Below are 20,155 nucleotides of genomic sequence, written 5' to 3' on the forward strand. Positions count from 1 at the left end.
GCCTGCCGGGGCGGGGCGGGGCGGGGCGGGGCGCGGGGTCACAGCAGCGCGAACTGCCCCTCCGGCCCTTCCTCGTGGTGGTCGAGGACCGAGGCGGGCCGCCGGGCCGTCGCGGGGGCCGGCACCACCCCGGCCGCCCGCAGCGCGTCGCGGGTGAGAGCGGGCTCCGCCGAGAGCCGCTTCCACAACGTCTCCTGCGCGGAACGCAGTTCACCCAGCAGGGCGAGGACGGTGATCAGTTCGAGCAGCTCGGACGTCCACTCCTGCGGCCAGTCGCGCGGGCGCAGTGCCTCCAGGCCGTCCCGCCCGTCCTGGGCCGTGCGGCGCTCGAACCAGAGCTCCAGCATCCGCACGCCGCTCACCCGGAACTCCCACGCCCCGGCCGGAACGGGTGAGACGCGCCCCTCGCCCGGCCCTTCGCCGAGCGTGAGCACCTCGTCCTCGGGGTCGTAGCGCAGCGCGGACGGCCGGGGCGGTATCGAGGCCCGCACATAGGGCCTGCGCCCGCCCGGCAGCCGGGGACGCTGACCGCCGCGCGCCCCGCGCAGCTGCAGGCGCAGCAGCTCCCGGCCGAGCTGCACACCCTCGGCCCACAGGGTGCCGTCGGCGGGCAGCGGCACGAGACATCCGGCGGGGGAGGGGCGGGCGGCGGCAAGGGCCCAGGCGAGGACGGACTCCGGGCCGGCCGCGGCCCCGTACCTGGCGCCCAGCAGACCGGGCAGGCCCGGCGCGAGATTGGGCTCCCGGCCGCCGGGACGCCGGTAGAGCGGCCGGATCCGGCCCGGACGGCCCGCGGGGGAGTGCCCGTCCGGCAGCAGCGCCGTCACGGACAGGGCGGGCCCGGTGTCCTGCGGTACGTAGCCGTGCTCGACGGCGAAGACCTGGTGCCCGTCGGCGACCCGCCACAGTTCCGGGCGGGCCGCGTCGAGCAGCCGCTGGTCGGGGATCAGCCACTGCTCGTCGAAGGGGCCGTGCAGGATCCGTACCGGGTCGGGGTACGGGCCGGGGTCCCGGGCGAACCGGCCCGTCGCGGTGGTGCGGCCCGGCAGCGCCGCGGCCGGGGTCAGGGGGCTGCGCGAGCGGCTGGACCGGAACAGCCGTTCCTGCTCGGCGCCCTCGGCCCGTACCAGCAGGTCCCAACGGGCCCTGAGGGAGGCCGCGTCCGGCGCGGTCACCCAGGGGCGGCCCGTTCTCAGGGGCCGCACCGACCAGGGCATGAGGTCGTCGAGCAGCGGGATCCCCTCGGCCCCGCCGGCTCCGGCCGCCACCCGTGCTGCCACCGTGTCGTCCTCCCCGTCGCCACGTCCGCCGACCGTGGCATCGTAACGGCGGGCGGTCGGGGCGGGGTGGTCAGTGCGCTTCCACCGTCACGGAGAAGGAGAAGCGGTCCCCCCGGTACCGGATCCGCGCCACGTCCACCACCCGCCCGTCGTCGTCGTACGTCACGCCCGTGTAGTGCAGGATCGGGCTGAGCAGCGGGACCTGGAGCAGCTCAGCCGTCGCCGGGTCGGCGAGACGGGCCTCGACCGTGTCCGTGATCCGGGAGATCCGCACGCCGACCGCGTCGCGCAGTACCTTCGTCATCGGCCAGCGCTCGAGATCGGCCACGTCGATCCTCGCCGCGATGTCGGGACGCACCGCGTTCTCCGCCCAGTTGGTGGGCTCGCCCGTCCCGTCGTCGCAGCGCAGCCGCCGGTAGTCGACCACCTCGGAGCAGTCGGGGAAGAACTCGGCGAGATCGCACGGCACGGGAGTGGCGCCATGGCCGAGGACGGTGGTCCGCTCACCCGACTGCTGGGCGACGATGGCGTCGATCGAACCCAGCAGCCGGACCGGTGAGACCCGCCGGGCGCGCGGCTCGATGAACGTGCCCCGCCGCCGGTGCCTGCTGATCAGGCCTTCCGTCTCCAGCTCCTTGAGCGCCTGGCGCATGGTCAGGACGCTGACGCCGTAGTGCGCGGCGAGCTGCTCCTCGGTGGGCAGCCGCGGCGAGGCGTCCTGGGGGCGGCCCAGTATCGAGGCCCGCAGCGACTGCGAGACCTGGTACCACAGGGGCAGCTTCCGGTTCAGCACGAGGGAGTCGGGGGCGAAGGCGGGGGTGTGATTCACCTCGTTCACGTGGTTCATCCGGTTCACCTGGACTCTCTGGGCAGTGGCCGGTTTCGGGGTTTCACGGCCGGAAGTTGCGGCTCAGACCCTGCCACACGTCGTCGTACCCGTGCTGCAGATGGTCCGCGGCAGCGGCCTGCGCGGTCGCCGTGACCGGCCAGCGGGTCTCGAACATGAACGCCAGTCCGTCGTCGATCTTCTGCGGCTTCAGCTCCGCGGCGCTCGCCCGGTCGAAGGTCTCACGGTCCGGCCCGTGTGCCGACATCATGTTGTGGAGCGAGCCGCCGCCGGGCACGAAACCGCCCGCCTTCGCGTCGTACGCGCCCTCGATGAGCCCCATGTACTCGCTCATCACGTTGCGGTGGAAGTACGGCGGGCGGAAGGTGTCCTCGCCGACCAGCCAGCGCGGGGCGAAGACGACGAAGTCGACTCCGGCCAGGCCCGGCGTGTCGGACGGTGAGGTCAGCACGGTGAAGATCGACGGATCCGGGTGGTCGAAGCTGATGCTGCCGAGGACGTTGAAGCGGCGCAGGTCGTAGACGTACGGGCTGTGGTTGCCGTGCCAGGCGACGACGTCGAGCGGGGAGTGGCCGTACGTCGCCGACCAGAGGTTCCCGCAGAACTTGTTGACGACCTCGACCGGTCCCTCACGGTCCTCGAACGCCGCGACGGGCGCGAGGAAGTCCCGCGCGGCCGCCAGGCCGTTGGCGCCGATCGGGCCCAGGTCGGGGAGGACGAACGGCTGCCCGTAGTTCTCGCAGACGTACCCGCGGGCGGTGGCGTCCAGGAGCTCGACGCGGAAGCGGACACCGCGCGGGACGAGCACCACATGGCCGGGTTCGGCGCGCAGCAGTCCCAGTTCGGTACGGACCAGGAGGCCGCCGCGCTCGGGCACGATCAGGAGCTCGCCGTCGGAGTCGCTGAACACCCTGTCCGTCATGGAGGAGTTCGCGCTGTAGAGGTGGATGGCCATTCCGGTGCGCTGCGTCGCGTCGCCGTTGCCGCCCAGCGTCCACAGCCCGGCCAGGAAGTCCGTACCCGGCGCCGGCTCGGGGAGCGGGTCCCAGCGCAGCCGGTTGGGATCCGGAACCGCTTCGGCGAAGGGAGCGGTGCGCACGGCGCCGTTGTCGACGCGGACGAACGGGGGATGGGCCGCCGAGGGGCGGATCCGGTAGAGCCAGGAGCGGCGGTTGTGTGCGCGGGGTTCGGTGAAGGCCGAGCCGCTCAGCTGCTCCGCGTACAGCCCGAGGGGTGCGCGCTGCGGTGAGTTCCGGCCGTGCGGAAGCGCTCCCGGGACGGCCTCCGAGCCGTGCTCGTTGCCGAAACCGGCGCTGTACGTGAGAGTCTCCGCCGTCTTCCTGGCCTGTTCGGTGCCACTCATCATGCGCTCCCGTGGGAAGAGGAATCCATGGATCCCCCGACGAAGAATCCTATGGACAACCGTAGGAATCGAAACGCCGCCCGTCAACGGCATACGGGGACCGCTGTGCCGTGTCCGTGACGGCCGACGCGGTAACGCGGTCGGGGGCGGGTGTGGCCAGGGGGTGCCGAGGGCCGGGCGGGGCCGTCTCGGCGGGTCTCGGGGGCACGCACGGTGGATGAACACCCGGCCGGACCCACGGCATCATGGAGCCGTGCCCCATGCGAACACGAACCTCCGGCGCGCCCCCGTGCAGCAGCGCAGTGCCGACCGCCTCGCCCGGATCCTCGACGCCTGCGCCGCGCTCCTCGACGAGACCGGCTACGAACAGCTCTCCACCCGGGCGGTGGCCGACCGTGCCGGTGTGCCCATCGGATCCGTCTACCGGTTCTTCTCCAACAAGCGCGGGCTGGTCGACGCACTGGCCGAGCGCAATCTGGACCTCTACGCCGAGCGCATCGTGGCCCGCCTCGCGGACATCCCCACCGAGGACTGGCGGAGCGCCATCGACGCCGTACTCGACGAGTACCTGGCGATGAAGCGCTCGGTCCCCGGCTTCGCCCTCGTCGACTTCGGCCCTCCGGAACCGGCCGGCGACCCGCTCGACGAGTCGAACCGCAGGGTCGCGGGCCGGCTGGCCTCCCTGCTCTCCGGCCACCTCGGCCGCGACCCCGACACCGATCTGCTCCGGACGGTACTGGTCTGCGTCGAGGCCGCCGACGCGGTGCTCCAACTCGCCTTCCACGCCGACCCGTCGGGCGACCCGGCCCTGATAGGGGAGACCCGCGTGCTGATCCAGGCCTATCTCGCGCGGGTCCTCGAATGACAGGTGGCGCCAACACCTCGCCAGCATCCGTACCGGTCGGTATGCTCGACCCGGCCGGGAGCTCGCACCCGCTGTGCGGTCCGCGGCCCGACGGCGCATGCCCGTGCGCCACCGCTGTCGCCGCCCCGGGGAGGGCCCATGTCCCACGATTCCCGCACCGCTCTGCGTATCTGCCCGCTCTGCGAAGCCACCTGCGGACTCACCCTCACCATCGAGGGAACGACGGTCACCGGCGCCCGCGGCGACCGTGACGACGTCCTGAGCCAGGGCTTCATCTGCCCCAAGGGCGCGTCCTTCGGAGGTCTGGACGCCGACCCCGACCGGCTGCGCACCCCTCTCGTGCGCACGGACGGTGTCCTGCGGGAGGCGACCTGGACCGAGGCCTTCGACATGATCGCCGCGAGGATCCCGGCCCTGACCGAGGAGTACGGCAAGCAGTCGGTCGGTGTCGTCCTCGGCAACCCCAACGTGCACACGATGGCCGGCGGGCTCTATCCGCAACTGCTGCTCTCCACGCTCGGCACCCGCAACGTCTTCACCGCGAGCACCCTCGACCAGATGCCCAAGCACGTCTCCAGCGGCCTGCTCTTCGGCGATGCCAACGCCATCGCCGTACCCGACCTGGACCGCACCGCGCACCTGCTGCTGATAGGCGCCAATCCGCTCGAGTCCAACGGGAGCCTGTGTACCGCCCCCGACTTCCCGGGCAAGCTCAAGGCGCTGCGCAAACGCGGCGGCACCCTCACCGTCATCGACCCGCGCCGCACCCGCACCGCCCGCCTCGCGGACCGGCATGTGGCGATCCGCCCCGGGGCCGACGCCCTGCTGCTCGCGGCGCTCACCCAGGTCCTGCTCGAGGAGAAGCTCGCGGACCCCGGCGCGCTGGCCGAGCACCTCGACGGTTACGACGAACTCGCCGAGGCCATCGAGGACTTCACGCCCGAAGCGGTGGCAGCCGCCTGCGACATCGACGCCGGCACCATCCGTGCGATCGCCCGAGAACTGGCCGCCGCCCCCGCCGCGGCCGTCTACGGGCGCATCGGCAGCTGCACCGTCGAACACGGCACCCTGGCGAGCTGGCTGGTCGACGTACTCAACATCCTCACGGGGAATCTCGACCGCCCCGGCGGCGCACTCTTCCCCCTCTCCGCCACCGCCCGCGCACCCCGTGCCGCCGCTCCCGGCAAGGGCTTCGCGCTCGGCCGCTGGGCGAGCCGTGTCTCCGGGCACCCCGAGGCCAAGGGCGAACTCCCCGTCGTCGCGCTCGCCGAGGAGATCGAGACCCCGGGGGAGGGGCGGATCCGCGCACTTATCGTCGTGGCGGGCAACCCGGTGCTCTCCGCGCCCGACGGCGACCGGCTCGACCGGGCGCTCGCCGAGGGCCTCGACTTCATGGTCAGCGTCGACCCGTACCTCAACGAGACCTCACGCCACGCGGACGTCGTGCTGCCGCCGCCACCGCCCTCGCAGAGCGCCCACTTCGACTTCGCCCTCAACGCCCTCGCCGTGCACAACCAGGTCCGCTACACCCGTGCGCCCGTCCCGCTGGAGGACGACCGCATGGCCGAGACCGAGATCCTCGCCCGGCTCGTCCTCGCCGTCGGCGGTATGCACGGCGCACCGCCCGAGACGGTCGACGACATGGCCATCGCCGCCACCCTCACCCGGGCCGGCCTCCCGGAGGAGTTCGCCGCCGAGCTGACGGGCCGTACCGGCGCGGAGCGTCGCCTCGACCTGATGCTGCGCCTGGGCCCGTACGACCTCACGCTGGAGGGGCTCCTCGCGCACCCGCACGGCATCGACCTCGGTCCGCTGAAGCCCCGCGTCCCGCAGCTGCTCAGGACCCGCAGCGGCCGCATCGAGCTGTTCCCCGCCCCCATCGCCGCCGACCTGCCACGGCTGCGGGAGGCGCTGGACGAACGGCCCACGGGCCTCGTCCTCGTCGGCCGACGCCATCTGCGCTCCAACAACAGCTGGATGCACAACGTCTCCTCCCTCCGCGGCGGCTCTAACGTCTGCACCCTGCAGATCCACCCCGACGACGCCGCCCGCATCGGGCTCGCCGACGGTGCCACGGCACGCATCACCGCGGCGGGCGGGGAGGTCGAGGCGCCCGCCGAGGTCACCGACGCGGTACGGACCGGAGTCGTCAGCCTTCCGCACGGCTGGGGGCACAGCCGCCCGGGCACGCGCATGTCCGTCGCCGAGACCGGGCCGGGAGTCAACGTGAATCAGCTGCTCGACGGCACCCTCCTGGACCCGCTGTCCGGCACCGCTGTGCTCAACGCCGTCCCGGTGTCCGTAACGCCGACGCTCTGACCTGGGGTTTTGCTCGTATTGCTCACACGTCAACATCTTGTTAACAGCCCGACGGGACACCTAACGTCATCCGAACCGCCGAGACCGGTGAGAGTTCAAAGGTGAACGTTAGGTATCCCACATGCTGACAATCCTCGGATTTGCCATGATCGCGACCTTCCTGGTCCTGATCATGATGAAGAAGATGTCGCCGATCGCGGCGCTGGTCCTGATCCCCGCACTCTTCTGCGTAGCCGTCGGGCAGGGTGCGAAGCTCGGCGACTACGTCATCGAAGGCGTCGGCACCCTCGCGCCGACCGCGGCGATGCTGATGTTCGCCATCGTCTACTTCGGCGTGATGATCGACGTCGGCCTCTTCGATCCCGTCGTCCGGGGCATCCTGCGATTCTGCAAGGCCGACCCGATGCGGATCGTCATCGGCACGGCGGTGCTCGCCGCGATCGTCTCGCTGGACGGAGACGGCTCCACCACCTTCATGATCACTGTCTCGGCCATGTACCCGCTCTACAAGCGGCTGAAGATGAGCCTGGTCGTGATGACCGGTGTCGCCGCCACGGCGAACGGTGTCATGAACACCTTGCCCTGGGGCGGCCCCACCGCCCGCGCGGCCACCGCGCTCAAGCTGGACGCGGCCGACATCTTCGTCCCGATGATCCCGGCACTCGCCGTCGGACTGCTCGCCGTCATCCTCTTGGCGTGCGTCCTGGGCCGTCGCGAACGCAAGCGCCTGGGCACGCTCACTCTCGACGAGGTGCTCGTACGGGAACCCGAGACCGTGCTCGTGGGCGCGGGCGGCGGCGGTGACCGGCCGGCGAAGGGCACGCCCTCCGCGGGCGGTGGCGACGCCCTCGACGGTGAGGACGCCACGGACACCGAGGACGGCGACGAGGACTTCAAGGGGCTCGACCCCAACAGGTCCACCCTGCGCCCCCGGCTCTACTGGTTCAATGCCGGCCTCACGGTCGCCCTGCTGGCGGCCATGATCCTGGAACTGATGCCGATCCCGGTTCTCTTCCTCCTGGGCGCGGCCCTCGCCCTCACGGTCAACTTCCCCCACATGCCCGACCAGCGGGCCCGTATCGCGGCCCACGCCGACAACGTGCTCAACGTCTCCGGCATGGTCTTCGCGGCGGCCGTCTTCACCGGCGTGCTCACCGGCACCGGTATGGTCGATCACATGGCCGACTGGCTGGTCGGCGCCATCCCCGACGCGATGGGGCCGCACATGGCCGTCGTCACCGGCGTACTGAGCCTCCCTCTCACGTACTTCATGTCCAACGACGGCTTCTACTTCGGAGTCCTGCCCGTGCTCGCCGAGGCCGGTGCCGCCCACGGCGTCTCCTCGCTGGAGATCGCCCGGGCCTCCCTGGTGGGCCAGCCCCTGCACATGTCGTCCCCGCTCGTGCCCGCGGTGTACGTGCTGGTCGGCATGGCGAAGGTCGAGTTCGGCGACCACACGAAGTTCACCGTCAAATGGGCCGTGCTCACCTCGCTGGTGGTCCTCGGCGCCGGAATCCTCTTCGGCATCATCTGATGCCTCCCGAACAACGGCCCGGCAGGGGCTGGCTGCTGCGCCTCGTCATCGCCTTCGCCTTCGCCCAGGGAGCGGTGTCGATGGCGCGGCCCGCCGTCTCCTACCGGGCCCTCTCGCTCGGTGCGGACGAGAGCGCGATCGGCGTCATCACCGGCGTGTACGCGCTCCTTCCGCTCTTCGCCGCCGTACCGCTGGGCCGCAGGACCGACCACGGCCGCTGCGCCCCCCTGCTGCCGCTCGGGGTCGTACTGATCGGCGGAGGCTGTGCCCTCAGCGGCACGGCCGGTTCCCTCCCGGCCCTGGCGGCCTGGAGCGGACTCATGGGCCTCGGCCACCTCTGCTTCGTGATCGGTGCCCAGTCACTCGTCGCACGGCAGTCGGCGCCCGCCGAACAGGACCGCAACTTCGGCCACTTCACGATCGGTGCCTCCCTCGGCCAGCTCATCGGCCCGATCGCCGCCGGCTACCTCATCTCGGAGCGGGACGGCGCCATGGCCCGTACCAGCGCCCTCGCCCTCCTCGTCTCGGCAGCCGTCGCGGTCGTCTCCTTCACCGCGCTGTGGCGCATCGAGCACCGGACGGCCGGCGGCTCCCCCTCGGAGACGGCACAGAAAGTGCCCGTCGGCCGGATCCTGCGTACCCGTGGCGTCCCGGCCGGCATCTTCATCAGCCTCGCCGTGCTCTCCGCCACCGACATCCTCACCGCCTACCTGCCGGTCGTCGGCGAACAACGCGGCATCGCACCCGCCACGGTCGGACTGCTGCTGAGCCTCCGGGCCGCCGCGACCATCGCCTGCCGGCTGGTGATGACACCGATGCTGCGGATCCTCGGCCGGAACGCGCTGCTCACCACGACCTGCCTGCTCGGGGGCCTGATCTGCGCGGGCATCGCGCTGCCCGTCCCTGTCCCGGTGCTTGCCGTGATGCTCGCCCTGCTCGGCTTCTGCCTGGGAGTGGGCCAGCCCCTGTCGATGACCACCGTCGTCCGCGCCGCCCCCGCGAAGGCGCGCTCCACCGCGCTGGCCCTCCGGCTGACCGGGAACCGCCTCGGCCAGGTGGCCGCCCCCGCGACGGCGGGCCTGACCGCGGGAATCGCGGGCAGCGCCGCACCGTTCGTGATGCTGGGCGTGCTGCTCGTCGGGGCCGCGGGGCTCGGTCTGCGCGGCGGCCGGACGCAGACTTCGGACATACCTCCCGCCCCTTCCACCCCACCTGTCCCGGCGACCGAGCACCCTTGCGCAAACCGGAACCCCATCTGACACATCCGGCCTGCTCCGCCACTTCGCAGACTTAACTGCTTAACCTGCGCACGAGTCATTCCCACACCCCGTCCAGTGGGCTAACTTCGGCCACGCAGCCGCTCCCCACGTGCAGCCCACCCACCTCCCCGGGCGGAACCATGACTCGTGCCATCTCCTTGCGCAGCGTCAGTAAGACGTACGGACGGGCTCCGCGTGCCGTCGACAACTTCTCGCTGTCCGTCGACCCGGGCGAGTTCGTCGTGCTGCTGGGGCCCTCCGGCTGCGGCAAGTCGACCGTGCTCCGCATGATCGCGGGCCTGGAGGAGATCTCCGAGGGGGAGCTGCTGCTCGACGGCGAGCCCGCGAACCACGTGTCGCCCCGCGAACGCGGCATGGCGATGGTCTTCCAGAACTTCGCGCTCTACCCGAACATGACCAACCGCGCCAACATCGGCTTCCCGCTGAAGCTGGAGAACCCGCGCAGGGACAACAGCGAGCGCGTCGAGGCCACGGCCAGGATGCTCGGCATCGAAAGCGTGCTCGACCGCTACCCGGGTCAGCTCTCCGGCGGCGAACGCCAGCGGGTCGCGATGGGCCGGGCCATCTCGCGCCATCCCTCCGCCTTCCTGATGGACGAGCCGCTGTCCAACCTGGACGCGAAGCTGCGCAACCACCTGCGGGCCGAGATCTCCCAGCTCACCCGGGAACTGGGCGTCACCACCGTGTACGTCACGCACGACCAGGCCGAGGCGATGTCGCTCGGCGACCGGGTGGCGGTGATGCGCGGCGGGGTGCTCCAGCAGGTCAGCACGCCGCGCGAGGTCTACGCGACACCCGAGAACGTGTTCGTCGCCGCGTTCATCGGCACCCCCCGGATCAATCTGCTCCAGGCCGTCGTCCACGCCCCGCTCGAGGGGCGCATGTCCATCGACCTCGGGCGGCAGCGCCTGCCGCTGCCCGAACCGCTCAGCCCCGACCACCAGCTGCTCCGCATCCAGCAGGGACGCCGGATCATCGTCGGCCTGCGTTCCGAGGCCGTGCGGATCGCCCCGCCCAGCCATGCCCGCCGCGGCGAGGTCGCGCTCAGCGGCATCGTCGAGCACGTCGAGTACCAGGGGCACGAGGCGCTCGTCCACCTCAACACGGGTTCACAGCCCGCGGTCGTGCCCGACCTGGAGTCGGCCCGCCAGCAGTCGCCCCCACGCCGCCGCCGCGCACCCGGTGGCGGGATCGGCGTACTGGAACGACTGAAGCAGCGCGCCACGGGATCCGTCGCCGTACTCGACAAGCCGGACGGGGAACCGTACGTCGTGCGCAGCCCCGACCGGCCTGCCGTCACGGCGAGCGACCTCGTGGTGCGCACCGGCCCCGACATGCGGCTGCGGGCCGGCGGGCAGGTTCCGCTCCTCGTCGACCTGGCGCATCTGTACGTCTTCGACCACTCGGGGCGCCGGATCTGCCCCCTGCCCAAGGTCATTCCGGGACTCGACGTGTGACTGCCGGCCGCGGCCGTGCGTGACCTGTGTCTCCAGCCGTTCCCTGGCGCCGAAAAACTAACAGCGCTAGTTTGGGGCCGGGACGGCATCCGTCCGTACGACGCACGGCTACGGCGGCAGGCACAGCAAGCCCGGGAGGAACAGCCATGAAGGCGCATGACGGGATGTACATCGGCGGGGAGTGGCGGCCCGCCGCGGGCCGGGACACGATCGCGGTCGTGAATCCGGCGGACGAGCAGGTCATCGGCCACGTCCCGGCGGGCAACGCCGAGGACGTCGACGCCGCGGTACGCGCCGCACGCGCCGCGTTCCCCGGCTGGGCGGCCACCCCGCCCGCCGAGCGCGCCGCACGGATCGCCGCCCTGCGCGACGTGCTCGCCGCCCGCAAGGACGAGATCGCCGAGACCGTCACCGCGGAACTGGGCTCGCCGCTGCCGCTGTCCCAGATGGTGCACGCGGGCGTACCGGTGCTGGTCGCCGGCTCGTACGCCGAACTGGCCGCCTCCTACTCCTTCGAGGAGAAGCTCGGCAACTCCACCGTCCTGCTGGAGCCCGTCGGCGTCGTCGGGGCGATCACCCCCTGGAACTACCCGCTCCACCAGATCGTCGCCAAGGTGGCCCCCGCGCTCGCGGCCGGCTGCACCGTCGTGCTCAAGCCCGCCGAGGACACCCCGCTCACCGCCCAGCTCTTCGCCGAGGTCACCCAGGAGGCAGGACTTCCCGCAGGTGTCTTCAACCTGGTCACCGGCCTCGGCCCGGTCGCAGGACAGGCACTCGCCGAGCACGCGGACGTCGACCTCGTCTCCTTCACCGGGTCCACGGCCGTCGGCAGGAGGATCGGTGCCACGGCGGGCGCGGCGGTCAAGCGCGTCGCCCTGGAGCTCGGCGGCAAGTCCGCCAACGTCATCCTCCCCGGCGCCGATCTCGCCAAGGCGGTCAACGTCGGCGTCGCCAACGTGATGTCCAACTCGGGCCAGACGTGCAGCGCGTGGACCCGGATGCTGGTCGACGGCGAGCGGTACGAGGAGGCCGTGGCTCTCGCCGCGGCGGCCGTGGCGAAGTACGTACCCGGGGAGCGGGTCGGCCCTGTCGTCAACGCCAAGCAGCAGGCCCGGGTGCGCGGATACATCGAGAAGGGCATCGAGGAAGGCGCCCGCCTCGTCGCAGGAGGGCCCGAGGCGCCCAAGGAGCAGGGGTACTACGTCAGCCCCACCGTGTTCGCCGACGTCACGCCCGGTATGACCATCGCGCGCGAGGAGATCTTCGGCCCGGTGCTCTCGATCCTGCGGTACCAGGACGTGGACGACGCCCTGCGGATCGCCAACGACACCGTGTACGGGCTGGCCGGGGCGGTCTGGGCCGCCGACGACGCCGAGGCCGTCGCCTTCGCCCGCCGCATGGACACCGGTCAGGTGGACATCAACGGCGGCCGCTTCAACCCGCTGGCTCCGTTCGGCGGTTACAAGCAGTCGGGAGTGGGGCGCGAGCTCGGCCCGCACGGCCTCGCCGAGTACCTGCAGACCAAGTCCCTCCAGTTCTGAGACCTTTACCGACCGTCAAGGAGTCTGTTCGTGGTCCGCGCCGCCGTACTGCCCGCCGTCGGAGCTCCCCTGGAGATCACCGACATCGAACTTCCCGAGCCCGGCCCCGGCCAGGTGAGCATCTCGCTCGCCGCCGCCGGCGTCTGCCACTCGGACCTGTCCCTGACGAACGGCACCATGCGGCTGCCCGTCCCCGCCGTCCTCGGCCACGAGGGCGCCGGTACCGTCCTGTCCGTCGGTGAAGGGGTGGCCGACATCGCCCCCGGCGACGCGGTCGTCCTCAACTGGGCGCCGTCCTGCGGCAGCTGCTTCCACTGCGGCATCGGTGAGGTCTGGCTCTGCGCCGACGCGCTGAAGGGCGCGGCCAACGTCCACGCCCGCACGGCCGACGGCACGGAGCTCCACCCGGGGCTGAACGTCGCGGCGTTCGCGCAGGAGACCGTCGTCGCGGCGAACTGCGTGCTGCCCGCCCCGGCCGGCATCCCGCTCACCGACGCCGCGCTGCTCGGCTGCGCGGTCCTGACCGGATACGGCGCGGTGCACCACTCCGCCCGGGTCCGCGAGGGCGAGAGCGTCGTCGTCTTCGGGGTCGGCGGGGTCGGCCTCGCCGTCCTGCAGGCCGCGCGGATCGCCGGGGCATCGAAGATCATCGCGGTCGATGTCTCACCGGAGAAGGAGGAGCTCGCCCGCAAGGCGGGTGCCACCGACTACGTCATCGCCTCCGACACCACCCCGCGCGCGATCCGCAAGCTCACCGGCGGCCAGGGCGCGGACGTGGCCGTGGAGTGCGTGGGACGGCCCGCCACGATCCGCGGGGCCTGGGAGTCCACCCGCCGCGGCGGCCGCACCACGGTGGTCGGCATCGGCGGCAAGGACCAGGTGGTGTCCTTCAACGCCCTGGAGATCTTCCACTGGGGCCGCTCGCTCACGGGCTGTGTGTACGGGAACAGCGACCCGGCCCGCGACCTGCCGGTGCTCGCCGAACACATCCGTGCCGGACGGTTCGACCTCTCCATGCTGGTGACGGAGCGGATCGCCCTGGACGGCATTCCGGCGGCCTTCGAGAACATGATCGCGGGCAAGGGCGGCCGGGCGCTCGTCGTCTTCTAGAAGCTCCCGCCGGCGGCCCGGGTCAGGGAACCCGGGCCGCCGGCTCCTCCCGGGGCTCCGCCCGGCGCGCCCGGGTGCGGGAGACCCCCACTCCGGCCAGGCAGAGCAGCCCGCCCGCCACGGTGAGCAGCGCGGGTACCTCGTCGAGCAGCAGCCACGACATCAGCACCACCAGGGCGGGGACCGCGTACGTCGTCGCGCCCATCCGGCCCGCGGTGGTACGCGCCAGCGCGTAGGCCCAGGTGGTGAAGGCCAGCGCCGTCGGGAAGACGCCCAGGTAGACCATGTTCAGCGTGGCGGCGACCGGCGCGTCGGCCGCCTCCGAGATCAGCACCCCGGTGAACGGCAGACAGGCGACCGTACCGATCAGACAGCCGAACGTGGTGATCTGCAGCGCGGATCCGTGCCGCAGGGCGGGCTTCTGGCTGACCACACCGCCCGCGTACGCCACCGCGGCCACGAGGCAGAGGACCACTCCGAGCACCGAGGAACTCCCGTGCCCGGACATGGAGAGACCGACCACCGCGGCCCCCGCGAACGACACGGCCATGCCCGCGAGCAGCCGGCGCGGCAGCCCCTCGCCGAGCAGCCCGGCGCCCAGCAGCGCGATCAGGATCGGGCCGATGTTCACCACCATCGCGGCGGTGCCCGCATCGACCTGCTGCTCACCCCAGTTGAGCGCCACCATGTAGAGCCCGAACCACAGCAGTCCCGATCCCACGATGCCGGGCCATGCCGCCCGGGACGGCAGCCCTTCCCGGCGTACGAGCAGGATCGCCCCGAGCGTCAGCGTCCCCGCGAGGAGCCGGCCCAGTGCCAGGGCTCCCGGTGAGTACGCCTCGCCCGCGCTGCGGATGGAGACGAAGGCGGAGGCCCACAGGACCACCGTGGTGGACGCGGCGGCGAGGGCCCGCCAGTCGCGCCCCGGAGCGTTCGGCGCAGCACGGCGCGATGTCGGTGTCGTCGTCATGGCCCAGACAGTAGGCCCGGGACGCTTCGGCACCTACCGAATAGTCTCCGCCTCGATCCCGAGCAGCTCCGACAGGGCGCGCTCCCCGTCCGGTGTGGCCTTCACCGCGCGGCCGGACCCGATGCGTACGCACCATCCCGCCCGCAGCGCGTGACCGCACAGCGCGGCCCCGGCGGCCCCCGCGAGGTGCGGCCGGCGCTCCGTCCAGTCCAGGCACTCCCGTACGAGCGGCCGTCGTCCGCCGCGTTCCAGGACGATTCCCAGCGCCGCGAACCAGTCGAGTCCGTCGTCGGTGAGGGCGAACCCGGTGTCCTGGCGCAGCAGCCCCCGAGCGGTCATCGCGTCCGTGACCGTGATGCCGAGCCGCCCGGCGAGATGGTCGTAGCAGGTGCGTCCCCTGGCCAGCGCGCTGCTGATGCCCGCCGCGCGCAGGGTGCGTGGACGCTCCTCGTCACGGTCGGGAAGGGCGTGGGCGGCCAGCTCCTCGACGAGGCGGGCGGTGCGGCTGCCGGCGAGCCGCACGTAGCGGTGGCGGCCCTGGCGCTCCTGCGTCAGCAGCCCGCCCGCGACCAGCTTCCCCAGGTGCTCGCTCGCCGTCGAAGGGGCCACCGAGGCATGCCGGGCCAGCTCGCCCGCCGTCCAGGCGCGGCCGTCGAGCAGGGCGAGACAGAAGGCGGCGCGGGTCTCGTCGGCGAGCAGCGAGGCCAGGGCGGCGAGGTGGGCGGCGGCCGGACCGTGCGGTGTCATGCGAGCCATACGGTCCAGGATGCGTCAGCGACCGTTCGGCGAGTGCCGAAGAGTGCCGCTCGGCGCGGTCTGCTCGTACTGCAGCGCGAGCCCGTCCAGCAGGGCCCGCAGGCCCGTCTCGAAGGCGCCCTCGTCGACCTGCTGGCGGCGGTCGGCCAGCAGGTGGGCCTGACCGAGGTGGGGGTAGTCCGCGGGGTCGTACGCCGTTTCGTCGTCGACGAATCCGCGGGCGAAGGAGCCGAGCGCCGAGCCGGTGATGAAGTAGCGCATCAGCGCGCCGATGTAGGTCGCCTGGGTGGGCGGCCAGCCGGCCCGGACCATCGCGCCGAAGACGGCGTCGGCAACCCGCAGGCCGGCGGGCCTGCGGCCGGGTCCCTGGGCCAGCACCGGAACGATGTGCGGGTGCGCGGCGAGTGCCGCGCGGTAGGAGACGGCCCAGTCGTGCAGGGCGGCCGGCCAGTCGCGGGGGTCGGCCTCCTCGAACATCGACAGGTCGACCTTCGCGGACACGGCGTCGGCCACCGCGTCGAGGATCTCGTCCTTGTTGCGGAAGTGGTTGTAGAGCGAGGGTCCGCTGACCCCCAGCTCGGCCGCGAGCCGGCGGGTCGAGACCGCGTCGAGCCCCTCGGCGTCGACGAGCGCGCTCGCCGCCTCGACGATGCGGTCTCTGCTCAGGAGGGGCTTGCGCGGTCGGGCCATGCGGCACATAGTAGGGCCTGCAAACATAAAACTAGCAGTGCTAATTAAAAGTGGGGTGTCGCAGGATGAACCTGGAGCTGAGCGAGGAGCAGGCAGCCGTCCGGGAGCTCGCCGAGAACTTCGTCGCACGGGAGATCACCCCGCATGTCGTCGAGTGGGACCGTGCCGAGAGCGTCGACAAGTCGATCGTGAAGAAGCTGGGCTCCCTGGGCTTCCTCGGGCTGACCGTCCCCGAGGAGTACGGCGGCTCGGGAGGCGACCACCTTGCGTACTGCCTGGTGACCGAGGAGCTCGGGCGCGGCGACTCGTCCGTGCGCGGCATCGTGTCCGTCTCGCTCGGCCTGGTCGCCAAGACCATCGCTTCCTGGGGCAGCGAGGAGCAGAAGCGGCAGTGGCTGCCGAAGCTCACCGCCGGTGAGGCCGTGGGCTGCTTCGGCCTCACCGAGCCCGGTACCGGCTCCGACGCGGGGAACCTCACGACGAAGGCCGTGCGCGACGGCGACGACTACGTGATCAACGGCTCCAAGATGTTCATCACCAACGGCACCTGGGCCGATGTGGTGCTGCTCTTCGCCCGGACCGGCGACACCCCCGGCCACCGGGGCATCTCCGCCTTCCTGGTGCCGGCCGACAGCCCCGGCCTGACCCGGCGCACCGTCCACGGCAAGCTCGGCCTGCGCGGCCAGGCGACGGCCGAGATCGTGCTGGAGGACGTCCGCGTTCCCGCCGCCACGCTCCTGGGGCCGGAGGGCAAGGGCTTCTCGATCGCCATGTCCGCCCTGGCGAAGGGCCGGATGTCGGTCGCGGCCGGCTGCGTAGGCATCGCGCAGGCCGCCCTCGACGCCGCCGTACGGTACGCGGGCGAGCGTGAGCAGTTCGGGAAGTCCATCGCGAGCTACCAGCTCGTCCAGGAGCTGATCAGCGACATCTCCGTGGACGTCGACGCGGCGCGCATGCTGACCTGGCGCGTCGCCGACCTCGTCGACCGCGGCCAGGACTTCGCCACGGCCGCGTCCACGGCGAAGCTCTTCGCCTCCGAGGCGGCCGTCCGCGCCGCCAACAACGCCCTCCAGGTGTTCGGCGGCTACGGGTACATCGACGAGTATCCGGTGGGCAAGCTGGTCAGGGACGCCCGCGTGATGACCCTCTACGAGGGCACCAGCCAGATCCAGAAGCTGATCATCGGCCGCGCGCTGACGGGTGTCTCCGCCTTCTGAGTGCCGGACTGAGTACGACGACGGATGTGCCGGACGCCGCCGCGCCGGATGCTGTGCGACATGAGTGAGACAACATCGGTCAAGCAGCAGAGCACCGCCGCCTTCTACGGCCAGGCCGTCCTCTCCTTCGGAGTGGCCATGGGCGCGGTGGCCCTCGGCATCTTCTTCCTCGACGCCGACGCCTGGGTGAGGGCCTTCCTCGCCATCGGCGTCCTCTACCTCGTCACTTCGTGCTTCACTCTGGCCAAGGTCATCAGGGACCGTCAGGAGGCGGGGCAGATCATCAGCCGCGTCGACCAGGCCAGGCTGGAGAAGATCCTCGCCGAGCACGACCCCTTCCAGAAGCTCTGACGGTCCCATTCGCCGGCGACCCCTAAGCGCTTGCTCAGGATCGAGGTATGGTGTGCGTCCTGCAGAGGGAGAGGGGCACGTGACCATGAGCACGGCGGAGCAGACCGACGGTGACGAGACACCGTGGAGTGAGGTCACGCCCGAGGCGGCCCGGCGACTCCTCGTCGCCGCCGTCGAGGCCTTCGCCGAACGCGGGTACCACGCGACCACCACCCGGGACATCGCGGGGCGGGCCGGGATGAGCCCGGCCGCGCTGTACATCCACTACAAGACGAAGGAAGAGCTGCTCCACCGGATCAGCAGGATCGGTCACGACCGGGCCCTGCTCCTCCTGGAGACGGCTGCCGACAGGGACGGCACGGCGACCGAGAGGCTCGCCGGCGCCGTACAGGCCTTCGTCCGCTGGCACGCCGAGCGCCACACCACGGCCCGGGTCGTCCAGTACGAACTCGAGGCGCTCGGCGACGAGCACCGGGTGGAGATCGTCGAACTGCGCAGGAAGAGCGACGCCGCGGTGCGCCGGATCATCAGCGACGGCGTCCGGGCGGGGGAGTTCGACGTTCCCGACGTCCCGGGCACCACGCTGGCCGTGCTCTCGCTCTGCATCGACGTGGCCCGCTGGTTCAACGCACAGGGGAGCCGGACGCCCGACGAGGTCGGCACGCTCTACGCCGACCTCGTCCTGCGGATGGTGGGGGCGCAGAAGTAGCGCCCGTGCGCCGGGCGGGCCCTCGAGCCCGCCCGGCGCACGTGTGCGGCTCAGAAGTAGAAGCGCGAAACCGCCTCCGCGACACAGGCCGGCTTGTCGCCGCCCTCGCGCTCGATGGTGACGAGGGTGGTCACCTGCACACCGCCGCCCACCTCCTCGACGTTCTTGAGCACACCCGTCGCGCGCAGCCGCGAGCCCACCGGCACGGTCGAGGGGAAGCGGACCTTGTTGCTGCCGTAGTTGATGCCCATCTTCACGCCCTCGACCCGCATGATCTGCGGTACGAACGCGGGCAGCAGCGAGAGCGTCAGATAGCCGTGGGCGATCGTCGTGCCGAAGGGGCCGGTGGCGGCACGCTCCGGATCCACATGGATCCACTGGTGGTCACCGGTGGCCTCGGCGAACTGGTCGATCCTCTTCTGCTCGATCTCCAGCCAATCGCTGTGACCGAGCTCCTCGCCCACCCCGTCCCGCAGCTCCTGTGCGGACGTGAAGATCTTCGGCTCTGCCATGTTCCTGGTCCCTGCCTTCCGGCTGTCTGCCGTCGTCCCCGAACGAATGTCTAAGCGCTTGCTCAGCATGGTTGGGCAGTGCGTCCCTGTCAACGACGGACCGGCCAGGTTTTCGAAGCGGGCGGCAGGGTTCGAGGCGGGACCAGTAGGGTTCGGGGAGTGCCACAGATCCCGCAGACACTTCACGAACTCACGGTCGGCCAGCTTTCCGCACGCAGCGGCGCCGCCGTGTCGGCCCTGCACTTCTACGAGTCCAAGGGCCTGATCACCAGCAGCCGCACCAGCGGCAACCAGCGTCGCTACACCAGGGACGCCCTGCGCCGGGTCGCGTTCGTGCGCGCGGCGCAGCGGGTCGGTATCCCGCTCGCCACCATCAGGCAGGCGCTCGCCGAGCTCCCGGAGGAGCGCACGCCGAACCGGGAGGACTGGGCGCGGCTGTCCGAGGCGTGGCGCTCGGAGCTGGATGAGCGCATCAAGCAGCTGGGGCGGCTGCGGGACCATCTCACCGACTGCATCGGCTGCGGATGCCTGTCGCTGGAGACGTGTGTGCTGTCCAACCCCGACGATGTGTCCGGCGAACGGATCACGGGGTCGCGCCTGATGCCCGAGCGCAAGGCGGCGGACGACTCCTAGCCCTGCCGGCTCCGGAAACGGACGACGCGGGGTGCGCGCAGGCGAGCGCCCCCCGCGCGCTTCAGGCCGCCGAGGCCAGATCCCTCGGCCGCATCCCCCTGGCCCTGGCCAGTGCTCCCGGGGTCAGTACGGGGCGGGGAACGACGATGCCGCACCCGGTGCAGACCGGGCCCGACCATGGTTCCCGGTCCAGGTCCTGCCGCCAGACGATGCCGGTCGCCGTGCAGACCGGGCAGGCCACGCCCGGCTCCGCGCCCAGGGCGGCGATCAGGCGCCCCAGCACGTCGGCGAGCGGTGCGGCGGGATGGACCCCCGGGTTGTCGCACGGGGCGATGCCGTTGCCGCCCCAGGTCCGCCGGTGCCAGTCGTCGAACGCGCCCGGCCGGCGCAGTCCGTCGTGCTTCTCACGTCGCCGCCGTTCGGCGAACCCCGTCTCGTACGCGAGCCAGACGTCCCGCGCCTCCTCCAGCTCCTCCAGCGCACCGATCAGGCGCACCGGGTCGGGAGCCCGGTCCTCGGGTTCGATCCCGTGCCGGGCGCACAGGTGATCCCAGGTGGCCCGGTGGCCGTAAGGGGCGAATCGTTCCAGGCATTTGCGCAGCGAGTACCGCCGCAATGCCAGATCGCCCCGCGGATCGCGGACCTGTCTCGCAAGACTCCGGAAACCGGCCATGACACTGCCACCTCCGTCGGTCGTACTTCGGCGTCAAGGGATGGACGT

19 protein-coding genes are annotated in these 20,155 nt (G+C 71.7%); 11 read left to right on the plus strand and 8 right to left on the minus strand.

Annotated features, from left to right (window positions below; translation table 11 throughout):
• Window positions 1-38: 38 nt before the first annotated feature.
• The 3 genes from ACFW9O_RS00500 to hmgA form a co-directional block, all read right to left on the minus strand.
• On the minus strand, window positions 39-1,280 hold the full coding sequence (locus ACFW9O_RS00500; RefSeq protein WP_384603460.1) for a type ISP restriction/modification enzyme: 1,242 nt from the start codon (window positions 1,278-1,280) through the stop codon (window positions 39-41).
• Between the two features lie 70 nt (window positions 1,281-1,350).
• Window positions 1,351-2,127: a GntR family transcriptional regulator gene (locus ACFW9O_RS00505; protein ID WP_384603462.1), complete on the minus strand. Its 777-nt coding sequence runs from the start codon at window positions 2,125-2,127 to the stop codon at window positions 1,351-1,353.
• 43 nt (window positions 2,128-2,170) lie between these two features.
• Window positions 2,171-3,490: a homogentisate 1,2-dioxygenase gene (hmgA, locus tag ACFW9O_RS00510; protein ID WP_384603465.1), complete on the minus strand. Its 1,320-nt coding sequence runs from the start codon at window positions 3,488-3,490 to the stop codon at window positions 2,171-2,173.
• A gap of 217 nt (window positions 3,491-3,707) precedes the next feature.
• On the opposite strand from hmgA, the gene ACFW9O_RS00515 reads away from it, so the two are divergent.
• The 7 genes from ACFW9O_RS00515 (at window position 3,708) to ACFW9O_RS00545 (ending at window position 13,596) form a co-directional block, all read left to right on the plus strand.
• Window positions 3,708-4,355 (plus strand): TetR/AcrR family transcriptional regulator, encoded by a 648-nt coding sequence (locus ACFW9O_RS00515; RefSeq protein WP_384603468.1) that lies wholly within the window; start codon window positions 3,708-3,710, stop codon window positions 4,353-4,355.
• Between the two features lie 138 nt (window positions 4,356-4,493).
• Window positions 4,494-6,674, plus strand: a complete 2,181-nt coding sequence (locus ACFW9O_RS00520; protein WP_384603470.1) for a molybdopterin oxidoreductase family protein — start codon at window positions 4,494-4,496, stop codon at window positions 6,672-6,674.
• 121 nt (window positions 6,675-6,795) lie between these two features.
• Window positions 6,796-8,208 (plus strand): CitMHS family transporter, encoded by a 1,413-nt coding sequence (locus ACFW9O_RS00525; RefSeq protein WP_384603473.1) that lies wholly within the window; start codon window positions 6,796-6,798, stop codon window positions 8,206-8,208.
• Entirely contained in the window at window positions 8,208-9,467 is a 1,260-nt protein-coding gene (locus ACFW9O_RS00530; protein WP_384603475.1) for an MFS transporter, read from the plus strand. The genes ACFW9O_RS00525 and ACFW9O_RS00530 overlap by 1 nt, the downstream gene beginning before the upstream one ends.
• Before the next feature lie 140 nt (window positions 9,468-9,607).
• Window positions 9,608-10,945 carry an ABC transporter ATP-binding protein gene (locus ACFW9O_RS00535; RefSeq protein ID WP_384603477.1) on the plus strand — a complete coding sequence of 446 codons (1,338 nt, stop codon included), beginning with the start codon at window positions 9,608-9,610 and terminating at the stop codon, window positions 10,943-10,945.
• A 146-nt stretch (window positions 10,946-11,091) separates the two neighbouring features.
• Window positions 11,092-12,486 (plus strand): aldehyde dehydrogenase family protein, encoded by a 1,395-nt coding sequence (locus tag ACFW9O_RS00540; protein WP_384603479.1) that lies wholly within the window; start codon window positions 11,092-11,094, stop codon window positions 12,484-12,486.
• Between the two features lie 30 nt (window positions 12,487-12,516).
• Window positions 12,517-13,596 carry a zinc-binding dehydrogenase gene (locus ACFW9O_RS00545; protein WP_384603482.1) on the plus strand — a complete coding sequence of 360 codons (1,080 nt, stop codon included), beginning with the start codon at window positions 12,517-12,519 and terminating at the stop codon, window positions 13,594-13,596.
• 22 nt (window positions 13,597-13,618) lie between these two features.
• Here ACFW9O_RS00545 and ACFW9O_RS00550 read toward each other — a convergent pair whose 3' ends face one another.
• From ACFW9O_RS00550 to ACFW9O_RS00560, 3 genes are read right to left on the minus strand one after another with little or no spacing between them, the layout of a single operon-like run.
• Complete coding sequence (locus ACFW9O_RS00550; RefSeq protein WP_384603485.1) at window positions 13,619-14,566, minus strand: DMT family transporter; 948 nt, start codon at window positions 14,564-14,566, stop codon at window positions 13,619-13,621.
• Between the two features lie 33 nt (window positions 14,567-14,599).
• Window positions 14,600-15,322 carry an ArsR/SmtB family transcription factor gene (locus ACFW9O_RS00555; protein WP_384603488.1) on the minus strand — a complete coding sequence of 241 codons (723 nt, stop codon included), beginning with the start codon at window positions 15,320-15,322 and terminating at the stop codon, window positions 14,600-14,602.
• A gap of 15 nt (window positions 15,323-15,337) precedes the next feature.
• On the minus strand, window positions 15,338-16,012 hold the full coding sequence (locus ACFW9O_RS00560; protein ID WP_384603491.1) for a TetR/AcrR family transcriptional regulator: 675 nt from the start codon (window positions 16,010-16,012) through the stop codon (window positions 15,338-15,340).
• 65 nt (window positions 16,013-16,077) lie between these two features.
• Here ACFW9O_RS00560 and ACFW9O_RS00565 point away from each other — a divergent pair, with 65 nt between their 5' ends.
• The 3 genes from ACFW9O_RS00565 to ACFW9O_RS00575 all read left to right on the plus strand — a co-directional run bounded on the left by ACFW9O_RS00565 (window position 16,078) and on the right by ACFW9O_RS00575 (window position 18,289).
• Window positions 16,078-17,229, plus strand: coding sequence for an acyl-CoA dehydrogenase family protein (locus tag ACFW9O_RS00565; RefSeq protein ID WP_384603494.1), 1,152 nt, complete (start codon window positions 16,078-16,080; stop codon window positions 17,227-17,229).
• 60 nt (window positions 17,230-17,289) lie between these two features.
• Window positions 17,290-17,580, plus strand: a complete 291-nt coding sequence (locus tag ACFW9O_RS00570; RefSeq protein ID WP_329212709.1) for a YiaA/YiaB family inner membrane protein — start codon at window positions 17,290-17,292, stop codon at window positions 17,578-17,580.
• Between the two features lie 85 nt (window positions 17,581-17,665).
• Window positions 17,666-18,289 (plus strand): TetR/AcrR family transcriptional regulator, encoded by a 624-nt coding sequence (locus ACFW9O_RS00575; RefSeq protein ID WP_351168102.1) that lies wholly within the window; start codon window positions 17,666-17,668, stop codon window positions 18,287-18,289.
• A gap of 50 nt (window positions 18,290-18,339) precedes the next feature.
• On the opposite strand, the gene ACFW9O_RS00580 is transcribed toward ACFW9O_RS00575, so the two are convergent.
• On the minus strand, window positions 18,340-18,801 hold the full coding sequence (locus ACFW9O_RS00580) for a MaoC family dehydratase (protein WP_351168084.1): 462 nt from the start codon (window positions 18,799-18,801) through the stop codon (window positions 18,340-18,342).
• Window positions 18,802-18,960: 159 nt separating this feature from the next.
• Between ACFW9O_RS00580 and soxR the strand changes: the two genes are divergently transcribed.
• Window positions 18,961-19,434: a redox-sensitive transcriptional activator SoxR gene (soxR, locus tag ACFW9O_RS00585; protein WP_384603498.1), complete on the plus strand. Its 474-nt coding sequence runs from the start codon at window positions 18,961-18,963 to the stop codon at window positions 19,432-19,434.
• A gap of 61 nt (window positions 19,435-19,495) precedes the next feature.
• On the opposite strand, the gene ACFW9O_RS00590 is transcribed toward soxR, so the two are convergent.
• A complete protein-coding gene (locus tag ACFW9O_RS00590; RefSeq protein ID WP_384603500.1) occupies window positions 19,496-20,107 on the minus strand; it encodes a hypothetical protein in 612 nt (203 codons plus the stop codon).
• Window positions 20,108-20,155 lie beyond the last annotated feature (48 nt).

This window comes from Streptomyces sp. NPDC059499 (genome assembly GCF_042749285.1).
Lineage (GTDB): Bacteria > Actinomycetota > Actinomycetes > Streptomycetales > Streptomycetaceae > Streptomyces.

What these genes read in the sequence shown, in the direction of transcription:
- ACFW9O_RS00540 (WP_384603479.1), top strand. Translation starts at nt 11,092, where the DNA reads ATGAAGGCGCATGACGGGATGTACATCGGCGGGGAGTGGCGGCCCGCC.
- ACFW9O_RS00535 (WP_384603477.1), top strand. Translation starts at nt 9,608, where the DNA reads ATGACTCGTGCCATCTCCTTGCGCAGCGTCAGTAAGACGTACGGACGG.
- ACFW9O_RS00525 (WP_384603473.1), top strand. Translation starts at nt 6,796, where the DNA reads ATGCTGACAATCCTCGGATTTGCCATGATCGCGACCTTCCTGGTCCTG.
- ACFW9O_RS00565 (WP_384603494.1), top strand. Translation starts at nt 16,078, where the DNA reads ATGAACCTGGAGCTGAGCGAGGAGCAGGCAGCCGTCCGGGAGCTCGCC.
- ACFW9O_RS00580 (WP_351168084.1), bottom strand. Translation starts at nt 18,801, where the DNA reads ATGGCAGAGCCGAAGATCTTCACGTCCGCACAGGAGCTGCGGGACGGG.
- ACFW9O_RS00520 (WP_384603470.1), top strand. Translation starts at nt 4,494, where the DNA reads ATGTCCCACGATTCCCGCACCGCTCTGCGTATCTGCCCGCTCTGCGAA.
- ACFW9O_RS00560 (WP_384603491.1), bottom strand. Translation starts at nt 16,012, where the DNA reads ATGGCCCGACCGCGCAAGCCCCTCCTGAGCAGAGACCGCATCGTCGAG.
- ACFW9O_RS00570 (WP_329212709.1), top strand. Translation starts at nt 17,290, where the DNA reads ATGAGTGAGACAACATCGGTCAAGCAGCAGAGCACCGCCGCCTTCTAC.
- ACFW9O_RS00530 (WP_384603475.1), top strand. Translation starts at nt 8,208, where the DNA reads ATGCCTCCCGAACAACGGCCCGGCAGGGGCTGGCTGCTGCGCCTCGTC.
- ACFW9O_RS00550 (WP_384603485.1), bottom strand. Translation starts at nt 14,566, where the DNA reads ATGACGACGACACCGACATCGCGCCGTGCTGCGCCGAACGCTCCGGGG.
- ACFW9O_RS00505 (WP_384603462.1), bottom strand. Translation starts at nt 2,127, where the DNA reads ATGAACCACGTGAACGAGGTGAATCACACCCCCGCCTTCGCCCCCGAC.
- ACFW9O_RS00590 (WP_384603500.1), bottom strand. Translation starts at nt 20,107, where the DNA reads ATGGCCGGTTTCCGGAGTCTTGCGAGACAGGTCCGCGATCCGCGGGGC.
- hmgA (WP_384603465.1), bottom strand. Translation starts at nt 3,490, where the DNA reads ATGAGTGGCACCGAACAGGCCAGGAAGACGGCGGAGACTCTCACGTAC.
- ACFW9O_RS00515 (WP_384603468.1), top strand. Translation starts at nt 3,708, where the DNA reads ATGAACACCCGGCCGGACCCACGGCATCATGGAGCCGTGCCCCATGCG.
- ACFW9O_RS00575 (WP_351168102.1), top strand. Translation starts at nt 17,666, where the DNA reads ATGAGCACGGCGGAGCAGACCGACGGTGACGAGACACCGTGGAGTGAG.
- ACFW9O_RS00555 (WP_384603488.1), bottom strand. Translation starts at nt 15,322, where the DNA reads ATGGCTCGCATGACACCGCACGGTCCGGCCGCCGCCCACCTCGCCGCC.